Source organism: Synechococcus sp. WH 7805 (assembly GCF_000153285.1).
In the GTDB taxonomy this organism is placed as follows: domain Bacteria; phylum Cyanobacteriota; class Cyanobacteriia; order PCC-6307; family Cyanobiaceae; genus Synechococcus_C.
This window is the reverse complement of the sequence record NZ_CH724168.1, coordinates 641854-656108: the sequence shown is the minus strand read 5'-3', so window position 1 is coordinate 656108 and position 14255 is coordinate 641854. Positions and strand designations below refer to the sequence as shown.

The 14255-nt window shown below is 51.4% G+C and carries 1 protein-coding gene; it reads right to left on the bottom strand.

Going from position 1 to position 14255, the window contains the following annotated elements; translation table 11 throughout:
* Positions 1 to 172: 172 nt before the first annotated feature.
* On the bottom strand, positions 173 to 14255 hold a 14083-nt coding region (locus WH7805_RS14315; RefSeq protein ID WP_006041611.1), incomplete at its 5' end, for a DUF11 domain-containing protein.

The following is a 14255-nucleotide window of genomic DNA, read 5'->3' as shown; positions in this document are numbered from 1 at the left end:
GTGATCGTGATTGCAGAGCTGACTCAATACTTTGTATTCAGTATGACTAAGGTGAACATCGAACTTAGTTTTCTGTTCGGTATTGAACGAATCTATAGTGTATTCTTTGTCTCATTGTTATATATAGAAACCTTTGTTCGCGAGGTCAACAATAAGGAGGTCGAAAATACGACTAACTATACACAAACGCTTCGTCTTCAGCTGGTGTTTGTGCTGTTGGGTCAAAATTGTCAATCAAAATAGATTCGATAATATCAATATCTAGGTCTGTTTCAAGGTCTAGCTCTTCGGAGTCACTTATATTTGCTTGGTAAGAATTATCTTGGTCTTGGCTGCCGAATTCTTTTGTATCTATTGCATTTAAATCATCGTCTATATTACTCAATTCTTGTTGCATCTCGGAGAGCAGTTCGTTGCTAACCGTATTAATGGCAAGGAATTGATCGACCAACTCTCCTGCACTGATGTCTGTCTTTTCAGAATTGGATGGGTTAGTGATATCTGCATCTTTGCCATTGAATGAATTGTTTAAGCTGCTAATAAGATCATAGTTTGAATTTACCTGCTCTTCTGAAACTGATCTAAAGGCAAAGCTTGCATCTTCTGCAAGTCCTATTGAGCCGTCTTCGTAATTAATGTTGAATTGACCAAATATCTCTACATCCCCTTCTCCATCAATGCGGCTTTGGCTATCTTCAAAATATCTTAAATCAATACTTTTGATGCTAAGATCTGACAAGGATATGAGCTCACCATCATCAGACATGCCGTCAGAATTAAGGTCTTGCCAAATTGCAAAGCTTTCAAAATCAGTATCCAATGCATTCAGAATTCCGTCTTGATTGGTATCAAAGACTTCAGCGAGTGCCTCAAGGTCTGTTGAGGCTTGCGTGCTCAAGCGTGTCAATACAAACTCATCAAGAGTCTCCACGCTTCCAGATTGATTAGCGTCATAAACAAGGATGCCATCATTCGATGCCACCCATGCAGTTTGAATCGTTTCTAACGTATTAATGTCAGTGAATTGAATATCATCCTCGAGTGACAAGTAACTGATTCCATTGCCGTCAAGATCAATAGTGATTGGTGGATTAGTGTTTGTCGGTAAATCTGGATTAAAGTTGATTGCAAAAGCCGAATTAGATTGATCTCCATCTCCATCTTTAAGCGCAACATCAATGTTAGTACTGACTGGATTCCCGGCGTCAAAATTTCCGACTTCGACTTCGGCGATTGAGAAGTTGGGGCTATTGCCTGTTTTATCATTTTGAATCACCAATCGATTCGTATTGTTTGCGAATACTATTAGTGAATCGCCTGTGGTGCTGCCGCTTCCTGCATTGATGTTTTGTAGGCTTAAAGTGCCATCATTGTTGAATGTATATGCAACTGTTTGTGAGCTATCAAGAACAATACTGCCGCTTGAACCGCTGGCTTTGGTTCTTGTAAATGCACTTTCATCACTGGCTCTTACAATTGTAAATGCATTGATTTCTTCAACAGTATCTGTTGAGCCTGTTGCGTTGGTGTTTGTTGTTGATCCGTTGGCGTTGACGGCAGCAACGGTAAGGTTTTCGCGTGGACTTCCTTGAACGAGGGTAAATTTTGGTGCAATTATGTCTATTCGTGAGTCAATAATAAAGCTTGAGTCTGGATTTCCGATGGAGAATGTGCCGTAATCTAGAACTAGATTTTGGCCACCCCTTAAACCTGAACCAGTGCTGGCTGAATAACTAAAGTCGTTTACATTGACCGATGTTTGCGATACGTCTCCGTTGTTGGCAATTGTACTTATGTCGTATCCGGTCACCAAGATTTCGACATCGCCACTGTTAGCGATGATTTCATAAGGTGGATTCCCTCCTGAGGGGCCAATTGCCGTTCCAGGATCAAATGTTAATCCTGACCCGTTGTCAATCGTCTTCTTTGTGATTACATCATAGGTGAACCCAGTTGTTGTGTCGCCATTAATCTCAATGGTATATGCAATTGATGTGTCTTCGCTGTTAGTCGGTTCTGTTGTTGAGGTTGAAGCAGTTAAAACTTTTCTGTCATCAGATACGTAGTAAGCTAGACCTAAGCCTCCTGATGTTAGTTGTTGTTCGTTCTGCCCGTTAATGCTTCCTAGGACAATGTCTCCATCATTTGTTGTGAATGTCAGGTTTGCATCTTCCTGGTCGGCTCCTGTTGTTGAGGTTGTGATATTAAAGTTACTGTCTTGTGCATTTGCACTTCCTGAATTAATGAGTGTGACATTGTCAGGTGTAAAGGCAGTTGGGACATCGTCGACGACGTTGAGAGTGAGAGCGATGCCGTTGCCTGAGTTGATGAGGTCACCGTCGTTGTCCTGACCGAGGAGAACGATGGAGTTGTTGTTGATGGCTGAGAGGCTTTCGGTTTGCTGTCCGTTGTTGGTGCCGTCGAGGAGGAGGTTGTTAAGGAGAGAGAAGGTATAGGTGCCGTCGGCATTAACGAGAAGAGAAGCTGCAGCGCCAGAGGATGTGGTGCCTAGTGAAGTGCCGTTTTGCGCGAAGAAAACGGTTGTGGATGTCTCTGAGCCTAGTGAGGTGTTGACGCCATTGATGGCGATGCCTGTGATGGAACCGCCATCGGCGCCAAAGGAGAAGGAACCGGTGTTGTCAGCAGAGAAGAGAGAACCGGAGACGGAGGTGGGATCGGATTGATCGGATCCGTTGGAGAGGTCGTCCTCGTCGAGAGTGAGAGCAGCGGCGGCGAAGTCGGAGGAGGCGGTTGGGATGTCGTCAACGACGTTGAGAGTGAGAGCGATGCCGTTGCCTGAATTGATGAGGTCACCGTCGTTGTCCTGTCCGAGGAGGACGATGCCGCCATTGATGGAAGAGAGGTTCTCGGTTTGTTCTCCGTTGTCGGCGGGAGGATTGGGAAGGAGGAGGTTGTCGAGGAGATTGAAGGTATAAGTGCCGTCGGAATTAACGAGGAGGGAAGCAGCAGCGTCGGTGGACGAGGTGCCCTGTTGTGTGCCGTCCTGCGCGAAGAAAACGGTGGTGGAGTTCTCTGAGCCGAGGTTGACGGTTGTAGCGGAGTCGCCGGTGCCGAATTGGATGGCTGTGATGGAGCCGTTATCGGCGCCAAAGGAGAAGGAACCGGTGTTGTCAGCAGAGAAGAGAGAACCGGAGACGGAGGTGGGATCGGATTGATCGGATCCGTTGGAGAGGTCGTCCTCGTCGAGAGTGAGAGCAGCGGCGGCGAAGTCGGAGGAGGCGGTTGGGATGTCGTCAACGACGTTGAGAGTGAGAGCGATGCCGTTGCCTGAATTGATGAGGTCACCGTCGTTGTCCTGTCCGAGGAGGACGATGCCGCCATTGATGGAAGAGAGGTTCTCGGTTTGTTCTCCGTTGTCGGCGGGAGGATTGGGAAGGAGGAGGTTGTCGAGGAGATTGAAGGTATAAGTGCCGTCGGCATTAACGAGGAGGGAAGCAGCAGCGTCGGTGGACGAGGTGCCCTGTTGTGTGCCGTCCTGCGCGAAGAAAACGGTGGTGGAGTTCTCTGAGCCGAGGTTGACGGTTGTAGCGGAGTCGCCGGTGCCGAATTGGATGGCTGTGATGGAGCCGTTATCGGCGCCAAAGGAGAAGGAACCGGTGTTGTCAGCAGAGAAGAGAGAACCGGAGACGGAGGTGGGATCGGATTGATCGGATCCGTTGGAGAGGTCGTCCTCGTCGAGAGTGAGAGCAGCGGCGGCGAAGTCGGTAGAGACGGTTGGTCCGTCATCAGTGATGTCAACAACGGCTCGTAGACGGACAGTATTTCCAGTGACTAAGTCAGATACCAATACATTGACAAAACTGGCTTCAAATTGGGTTTGTGGATTTGGCTCTTCTGAATGTTGAAAAGCTGATGTTTGTGTAAATGAAATTTCTCCTGTGCTTTCGTTTATCGACCAGGTGCCAAAGTTTGGATCCGTATTGTTGTCCAGTCTAAAGCTGAAAGACCCTGACCCCCCGCGTACGTTTACAAATACTGAGTCTGTATCGTTTTCTAATATAGTATTTTTATCTTCAGTTAGGAGTCTGGAGATGTCAGCATTTAAGGGGGGAAATGTACCGAGTGAGGTGATGATTGGAACTTCTTCTGAATCTGAGACTGGATCGGTTTGATCGGAATCAGCGGTGGCAGTGTTATCGATATCGCCATCACCACCGCCAGCAGTATCGATGTCGTTTTGGGTGGTGGTGTAGGTCTGAGCTGAAACGGTGGATGATTCACCTGGAGCCAGGGTGTCGACAGTGACGTTGGTGCCAGTGAGTGGATCAACAACGGTGATGCCGGTGAGGGTTGTATTGCCGTTGTTGGTGACGATGAGGTCATAGGTGATGACCTGTCCTGCAGCGGTTACGGCTCCAGTTGGACCCTCTCCACCAACATCAATGACCTGCTTGTCAATGGAGAGAGAAGAATTCTGAGTGATCGGAACTGCTTCTGAATCAGTGACAGCACCGGTCTGATTGGAATCAGCGGTGGCGGTGTTATCGATATCGCCATCACCATCAGGATTGCCGGCTGCATCGATGCCATTGGAATCGATGTCTTGTTGTGTGAGTGTGTAGGAGGTATTGAAGTCCTGAGAAGCGCCAGGAGCGAGTGAATTTATGGTTTGGTCTAGGCCCGTGAGTGGATCAACGACGCTGACGTTTGTGAGTGTCTGATTGCCGTTGTTGGTGACAGTGATCTGATAATTGATGACATCACCGACCTGGTTGGCTACTGCATCTCCTGTTGGATCAACAGAGACGACGGTTTTGGAGATGGTGAGGCCAGGAGTGAGTGAGAGTGGAACTTCTTCTGAATCTGAGACTGGATCGGTTTGATCGGAATCAGCGGTGGCGGTGTTATCGATATCGCCATCACCATCAGGATTGCCGGCTGCATCGATGCCATTGGAATCGATGTCGTTCTGGGTGGTGGTGTAGGTCTGAGCTGAAACGGTGGATGATTCACCTGGATCCAAGGTGCCGATCGTAACGTCGGTGCCAGTGAGTGGATCAACAACGGTGACGGCGGTGAGGGTTGTGTTGCCGTTGTTGGTGACGATGAGGTCGTAGGTGATGACCTGTCCTGCAGCGGTTACGGCTGCATCTGGCCCTCTGTTATCAACATCAATGACCTGCTTGTCAATGGAGAGAGAAGGATCCTGGGTGATCGGAACTGCTTCTGAATCAGTGACAGCACCGGTTTGATCAGAATCAGCGGTGGCGGTGTTATCGATATCGCCATCACCATCAGGATTGCCGGCTGCATCGATGCCATTGGAATCGATGTCTTGTTGGGTGGTGGTGTAGGTCTGAGCTGAAACGGTGGATGATTCACCTGGATCCAGGGTGCCGACAGTGACGTTGGTGCCAGTGAGTGGATCAACAACAGTGACGCCGGTGAGGGTTGTGTTGCCGTTGTTGGTGACGATGAGGTCGTAGGTGATGACCTGTCCTGCAGCGGTTACGGCTGCAGTTGGACCATTGCCATCAACATCAATGACCTGCTTGTCAATGGAGAGAGAAGGATCCTGGGTGATCGGAACTGCTTCTGAATCAGTGACAGCACCGGTTTGATCAGAATCAGCGGTGGCAGTGTTATCGATATCGCCATCACCATCAGGATTGCCGGCTGCATCGATGCCATCGGAATCGATGTCGTTTTGGGTGGTGGTGTAGGTCTGAGCTGAAACGGTGGATGATTCACCTGGATCCAAGGTGCCGATCGTGACGTTGGTGCCAGTGAGTGGATCAACAACGGTGACGCCGGTGAGGGTTGTATTGCCGTTGTTGGTGACGATGAGGTCGTAGGTGATGACCTGTCCTGCAGCGGTTACGGCTGCAGTTGGACCATTGCCATCAACATCAATGACCTGCTTGTCAATGGAGAGAGAAGGATCCTGGGTGATCGGAACTGCTTCTGAATCAGTGACAGCACCGGTTTGATTGGAATCAGCGGTGGCGGTGTTATCGATATCGCCATCACCATCAGGATTGCCGGCTGCATCGATGCCATTGGCATCGATGTCTTGTTGGGTGGTGGTGTAGGTCTGAGCTGAGACGGTGAATGATTCACCTGGAGCCAAGGTGCCGATCGTGACGTCGGTGCCAGTGAGTGGATCAACAACAGTGACGCCAGTGAGGGTTGTGTTGCCGTTGTTGGTGACGATGAGGTCGTAGGTGATGACCTGTCCTGCAGCGGTTACGGCTGCAGTTGGACCATTGCCATCAACATCAATGACCTGCTTGTCAATGGAGAGAGAAGGCTCTTGAGTTGGAAGATCTGGCCCTTGGATGATCGGAACTGCTTCTGAATCTGAGACTGGATCGGTTTGATCAGAATCAGCGGTGGCGGTGTTATCGATATCGCCATCACCATCAGGATTGCCGGCTGCATCGATGCCATTGGCATCGATGTCGTTCTGGGTGGTGGTGTAGGTCTGAGCCGAAACGGTGGATGATTCACCCGGATCCAAGGTGCCGATCGTGACGTTGGTGCCAGTGAGTGGATCAACAACAGTGACGCCGGTGAGGGTTGTGTTGCCGTTGTTGGTGACGATGAGGTCGTAGGTGATGACCTGTCCTGCAGCGGTTACGGCTGCATCTGGCCCTCTGTTATCAACATCAATGACCTGCTTGTCAATGGAGAGAGAAGGATCCTGGGTGATCGGAATTGCTTCTGAATCAGTGACAGCACCGGTTTGATCAGAATCAGCGGTGGCGGTGTTATCGATATCGCCATCACCATCAGGATTGCCGGCTGCATCGATGCCATTGGAATCGATGTCGTTTTGGGTGGTGGTGTAGGTCTGAGCTGAAACGGTGGATGATTCACCCGGATCCAAGGTGCCGACAGTGACGTTGGTGCCAGTGAGTGGATCAACAACAGTGACGCCGGTGAGGGTTGTGTTGCCGTTGTTGGTGACGATGAGGTCGTAGGTGATGACCTGTCCTGCAGCGGTTACGGCTGCAGTTGGACCATTGCCATCAACATCAATGACCTGCTTGTCAATGGAGAGAGAAGGATCCTGGGTGATCGGAATTGCTTCTGAATCAGTGACAGCACCGGTTTGATCAGAATCAGCGGTGGCGGTGTTATCGATATCGCCATCACCATCAGGATTGCCGGCTGCATCGATGCCATTGGCATCGATGTCGTTTTGGGTGGTGGTGTAGGTCTGAGCTGAAACGGTGGATGATTCACCCGGATCCAAGGTGCCGACAGTGACGTTGGTGCCAGTGAGTGGATCAACAACAGTGACGCCGGTGAGGGTTGTGTTGCCGTTGTTGGTGACGATGAGGTCGTAGGTGATGACCTGTCCTGCAGCGGTTACGGCTGCAGTTGGACCATTGCCATCAACATCAATGACCTGCTTGTCAATGGAGAGAGAAGGCTCTTGAGTTGGAAGATCTGGCCCTTGGATGATCGGAACTGCTTCTGAATCAGTGACAGCACCGGTTTGATCAGAATCAGCGGTGGCAGTGTTATCGATATCGCCATCACCATCAGGATTGCCGGCTGCATCGATGCCATTGGCATCGATGTCGTTTTGGGTGGTGGTGTAGGTCTGAGCTGAAACGGTGGATGATTCACCTGGATCCAAGGTGCCGATCGTGACGTTGGTGCCAGTGAGTGGATCAACAACGGTGACGCCAGTGAGGGTTGTGTTGCCGTTGTTGGTGACGATGAGGTCGTAGGTGATGACCTGTCCTGCAGCGGTTACGGCTGCAGTTGGACCATTGCCATCAACATCAATGACCTGCTTGTCAATGGAGAGAGAAGGATCCTGGGTGATCGGAACTGCTTCTGAATCAGTGACAGCACCGGTTTGATTGGAATCAGCGGTGGCGGTGTTATCGATATCGCCATCACCATCAGGATTGCCGGCTGCATCGATGCCATTGGCATCGATGTCGTTTTGGGTGGTGGTGTAGGTCTGAGCTGAAACGGTGGATGATTCACCCGGATCCAAGGTGCCGACAGTGACGTTGGTGCCAGTGAGTGGATCAACAACAGTGACGCCAGTGAGGGTTGTGTTGCCGTTGTTGGTGACGATGAGGTCGTAGGTGATGACCTGTCCTGCAGCGGTTACGGCTGCAGTTGGACCATTGCCATCAACATCAATGACCTGCTTGTCAATGGAGAGAGAAGGCTCTTGAGTTGGAAGATCTGGCCCTTGGATGATCGGAACTGCTTCTGAATCTGAGACTGGATCGGTTTGATTGGAATCAGCAGTGGCGGTGTTATCGATATCGCCATCACCATCAGGATTGCCGGCTGCATCGATGCCATTGGAATCGATGTCGTTCTGGGTGGTGGTGTAGGTCTGAGCTGAAACGGTGGATGATTCACCCGGATCCAAGGTGCCGATCGTGACGTTGGTGCCAGTGAGTGGATCAACAACAGTGACGCCAGTGAGGGTTGTATTGCCGTTGTTGGTGACGATGAGGTCATAGATGATGACCTGCCCTGCCTCGGTTACGGCTGCAGTTGGACCATTGCCATCAACATCAATGACCTGCTTGTCAATGGAGAGAGAAGGATCCTGGGTGATCGGAACTGCTTCTGAATCAGTGACAGCACCGGTTTGATTGGAATCAGCGGTGGCGGTGTTATCGATATCGCCATCACCATCAGGATTGCCGGCTGCATCGATGCCATTGGAATCGATGTCGTTCTGGGTGGTGGTGTAGGTCTGAGCTGAAACGGTGGATGATTCACCTGGATCCAAGGTGCCGATCGTGACGTCGGTTTCAGTGAGTGGATCAACAACAGTGACGCCAGTGAGGGTTGTATTGCCGTTGTTGGTGACGATGAGGTCGTAGGTGATGACCTGTCCTGCAGCGGTTACGGCTGCAGTTGGACCATTGCCATCAACATCAATGACCTGCTTGTCAATGGAGAGAGAAGGATCCTGGGTGATTAGAACTGCTTCTGAATCTGAGACTGGATCGGTTTGATCAGAATCAGCGGTGGCAGTGTTATCGATATCGCCATCACCATCAGGATTGCCGGCTGCATCGATGCCATTGGCATCGATGTCGTTTTGGGTGGTGGTGTAGGTCTGAGCTGAAACGGTGGATGATTCACCCGGATCCAAGGTGCCGATCGTGACGTTGGTGCCAGTGAGTGGATCAACAACAGTGACGCCGGTGAGGGTTGTGTTGCCGTTGTTGGTGACGATGAGGTCGTAGGTGATGACCTGTCCTGCCTCGGTTACGGCTGCAGTTGGACCATTGCCATCAACATCAATGACCTGCTTGTCAATGGAGAGAGAAGGCTCTTGAGTTGGAAGATCTGGCCCTTGGATGATCGGAACTGCTTCTGAATCTGAGACTGGATCGGTTTGATTGGAATCAGCAGTGGCGGTGTTATCGATATCGCCATCACCATCAGGATTGCCGGCTGCATCGATGCCATTGGCATCGATGTCGTTTTGGGTGGTGGTGTAGGTCTGAGCTGAAACGGTGGATGATTCACCCGGATCCAAGGTGCCGACAGTGACGTTGGTGCCAGTGAGTGGATCAACAACAGTGACGCCGGTGAGGGTTGTGTTGCCGTTGTTGGTGACGATGAGGTCGTAGGTGATGACCTGTCCTGCAGCGGTTACGGCTGCAGTTGGACCATTGCCATCAACATCAATGACCTGCTTGTCAATGGAGAGAGAAGGATCCTGGGTGATCGGAACTGCTTCTGAATCAGTGACAGCACCGGTTTGATCAGAATCAGCGGTGGCAGTGTTATCGATATCGCCATCACCTGCTCCATCGGTGTCGATGTCGTTCTGGGTGGTGGTGTAGGTCTGAGCTGAGACGGTGAATGATTCACCTGGAGCCAAGGTGCCGATCGTGACGTCGGTGTCAGTGAGTGGATCAACAACGGTGATGCCGGTGAGGGTTGTATTGCCGTTGTTGGTGACGATGAGGTCATAGGTGATGACCTGTCCTGCCTCGGTTACGGCTGCAGTTGGACCATTGCCATCAACATCAATGACCTGCTTGTCAATGGAGAGAGAAGGATCCTGATTGATCAGAACTGCTTCTGAATCTGAGACTGGATCGGTTTGATTGGAATCAGCGGTGGCGGTGTTATCGATATCGCCATCACCATCAGGATTGCCGGCTGCATCGATGCCATTGGCATCGATGTCGTTCTGGGTGGTGGTGTAGGTCTGAGCCGAAACGGTGGATGATTCACCCGGATCCAAGGTGCCGATCGTGACGTTGGTGCCAGTGAGTGGATCAACAACAGTGACGCCGGTGAGGGTTGTGTTGCCGTTGTTGGTGACGATGAGGTCGTAGGTGATGACCTGTCCTGCAGCGGTTACGGCTGCATCTGGCCCTCTGTTATCAACATCAATGACCTGCTTGTCAATGGAGAGAGAAGGGTCTGGAGTTGGTTGAACTGGATCCTGGATGATTGGAACTGCTTCTGAATCAGTGACAGCACCGGTTTGATTGGAATCAGCGGTGGCGGTGTTATCGATATCGCCATCACCATCAGGATTGCCGGCTGCATCGATGCCATTGGAATCGATGTCGTTCTGGGTGGTGGTGTAGGTCTGAGCTGAGACGGTGAATGATTCACCTGGAGCCAAGGTGCCGATCGTGACGTCGGTGTCAGTGAGTGGATCAACAACAGTGACGCCAGTGAGGGTTGTATTGCCGTTGTTGGTGACGATGAGGTCATAGATGATGACCTGTCCTGCCTCGGTTACGGCTGCATCTGGCCCTCTGTTATCAACATCAATGACCTGCTTGTCAATGGAGAGAGAAGGATCCTGATTGATCGGAACTGCTTCTGAATCTGAGACTGGATCGGTTTGATTGGAATCAGCAGTGGCGGTGTTATCGATATCGCCATCACCATCAGGATTGCCGGCTGCATCGATGCCATTGGAATCGATGTCGTTCTGGGTGGTGGTGTAGGTCTGAGCTGAAACGGTGGATGATTCACCCGGATCCAAGGTGCCGATCGTGACGTTGGTGCCAGTGAGTGGATCAACAACAGTGACGCCAGTGAGGGTTGTATTGCCGTTGTTGGTGACGATGAGGTCATAGATGATGACCTGCCCTGCCTCGGTTACGGCTGCAGTTGGACCATTGCCATCAACATCAATGACCTGCTTGTCAATGGAGAGAGAAGGATCCTGGGTGATCGGAACTGCTTCTGAATCAGTGACAGCACCGGTTTGATTGGAATCAGCGGTGGCGGTGTTATCGATATCGCCATCACCATCAGGATTGCCGGCTGCATCGATGCCATTGGAATCGATGTCGTTCTGGGTGGTGGTGTAGGTCTGAGCTGAGACGGTGAATGATTCACCTGGAGCCAAGGTGCCGATCGTGACGTCGGTGTCAGTGAGTGGATCAACAACGGTGATGCCGGTGAGGGTTGTATTGCCGTTGTTGGTGACGATGAGGTCATAGGTGATGACCTGTCCTGCCTCGGTTACGGCTGCAGTTGGACCATTGCCATCAACATCAATGACCTGCTTGTCAATGGAGAGAGAAGGATCCTGATTGATCAGAACTGCTTCTGAATCTGAGACTGGATCGGTTTGATCAGAATCAGCGGTGGCGGTGTTATCGATATCGCCATCACCATCAGGATTGCCGGCTGCATCGATGCCATTGGCATCGATGTCGTTCTGGGTGGTGGTGTAGGTCTGAGCCGAAACGGTGGATGATTCACCCGGATCCAAGGTGCCGATCGTGACGTTGGTGCCAGTGAGTGGATCAACAACAGTGACGCCGGTGAGGGTTGTGTTGCCGTTGTTGGTGACGATGAGGTCGTAGGTGATGACCTGTCCTGCAGCGGTTACGGCTGCATCTGGCCCTCTGTTATCAACATCAATGACCTGCTTGTCAATGGAGAGAGAAGGGTCTGGAGTTGGTTGAACTGGATCCTGGATGATTGGAACTGCTTCTGAATCAGTGACAGCACCGGTTTGATTGGAATCAGCGGTGGCGGTGTTATCGATATCGCCATCACCATCAGGATTGCCGGCTGCATCGATGCCATTGGAATCGATGTCGTTCTGGGTGGTGGTGTAGGTCTGAGCTGAAACGGTGGATGATTCACCCGGATCCAAGGTGCCGATCGTGACGTCGGTTTCAGTGAGTGGATCAACAACAGTGACGCCAGTGAGGGTTGTGTTGCCGTTGTTGGTGACGATGAGGTCGTAGGTGATGACCTGTCCTGCAGCGGTTACGGCTGCAGTTGGACCATTGCCATCAACATCAATGACCTGCTTGTCAATGGAGAGAGAAGGGTCTGGAGTTGGTTGAACTGGATCCTGGATGATTGGAACTGCTTCTGAATCTGAGACTGGATCGGTTTGATCGGAATCAGCGGTGGCGGTGTTATCGATATCGCCATCACCATCAGGATTGCCGGCTGCATCGATGCCATCGGAATCGATGTCGTTTTGGGTGGTGGTGTAGGTCTGAGCTGAAACGGTGGATGATTCACCCGGATCCAAGGTGCCGACAGTGACGTTGGTGCCAGTGAGTGGGTCAACAACGGTGATGCCGGTGAGGGTTGTGTTGCCGTTGTTGGTGACGATGAGGTCGTAGGTGATGACCTGTCCTGCAGCGGTTACGGCTGCAGTTGGCCCTCTGTTATCAACATCAATGACCTGCTTGTCAATGGAGAGAGAAGGGTCTGGAGTTGGTTGAACTGGATCCTGGATGATTGGAACTGCTTCTGAATCTGAGACTGGATCGGTTTGATCGGAATCAGCGGTGGCGGTGTTATCGATATCGCCATCACCATCAGGATTGCCGGCTGCATCGATGCCATTGGTGTCGATGTCTTGTTGCGTGAGTGTGTAGGAGGTCGTGAAGACCTGAGAGTCACCAGGGGCAAGTGAGGGGATGGTTTCGCTTAGGCCCGTGAGTGGGTCAGTAACAAGAACGTTGTTGAGGGTCTGATTGCCTGAATTGGTGACAGTGATCTGGTAATTGATGACATCACCGACCTGGTTGGCGAGGCCATCACCAATGGGATCAACAGAGAGGACGGTTTTGTTGATGCCGAGCAGAGGATTCTGCGGAATCGTGGTGGATGTGGATGAATCGGAGGGATCGGTTTCGTCGGAATCAACAGTGGCGGTGTTGTCGAGGGTGCCATCACCACCGCCATTGGTGTCGATGTCTTGTTGCGTGAGTGTGTAGGAGGTCGTGAAGACCTGAGAGTCACCGGGGGCAAGTGAGGGGATGGTTTCGCTTAGGCCCGTGAGTGGGTCAGTAACAAGAACGTTGTTGAGGGTCCGATTGCCTGAATTGGTGACAGTGATCTGGTAATTGATGACATCACCGACCTGGTTGGCGAGGCCATCACCAATGGGATCAACAGAGAGGACGGTTTTGTTGATGCCGAGCAGAGGATTCTGCGGAATCGTGGTGGATGTGGATGAATCGGAGGGATCGGTTTCGTCGGAATCAACAGTGGCGGTGTTGTCGAGGGTGCCATCACCACCGCCATTGGTGTCGATGTCTTGTTGCGTGAGTGTGTAAGAGGTCGTGAAGACCTGAGAGTCACCGGGGGCAAGTGAGGGGATGGTTTCGCTTAGGCCCGTGAGTGGGTCAGTAACAAGAACGTTGTTGAGGGTCTGATTGCCTGAATTGGTGACAGTGATCTGGTAATTGATGACATCACCGACCTGGTTGGCGAGGCCATCACCAATGGGATCAACAGAGAGGACGGTTTTGTTGATGCCGAGCAGAGGATTCTGCGGAATCGTGGTGGATGTGGATGAATCGGAGGGATCGGTTTCGTCGGAATCAACAGTGGCGGTGTTGTCGAGGGTGCCATCACCACCGCCATTGGTGTCGATGTCTTGTTGCGTGAGTGTGTAAGAGGTCGTGAAGACCTGAGAGTCACCAGGGGCAAGTGAGGGGATGGTTTCGCTTAGGCCCGTGAGTGGGTCAGTAACAAGAACGTTGTTGAGGGTCTGATTGCCTGAATTGGTGACAGTGATCTGGTAATTGATGACATCACCGACCTGGTTGGCGAGGCCATCACCAATGGGATCAACAGAGAGGACGGTTTTGTTGATGCCGAGCAGAGGATTCTGCGGAATCGTGGTGGATGTGGATGAATCGGAGGGATCGGTTTCGTCGGAATCAACAGTGGCGGTGTTGTCGAGGGTGCCATCACCACCGCCATTGGTGTCGATGTCTTGTTGCGTGAGTGTGTAGGAGGTATTGAAGACCTGAGAGTCACCAGGGGCGAGTGAGGGGATG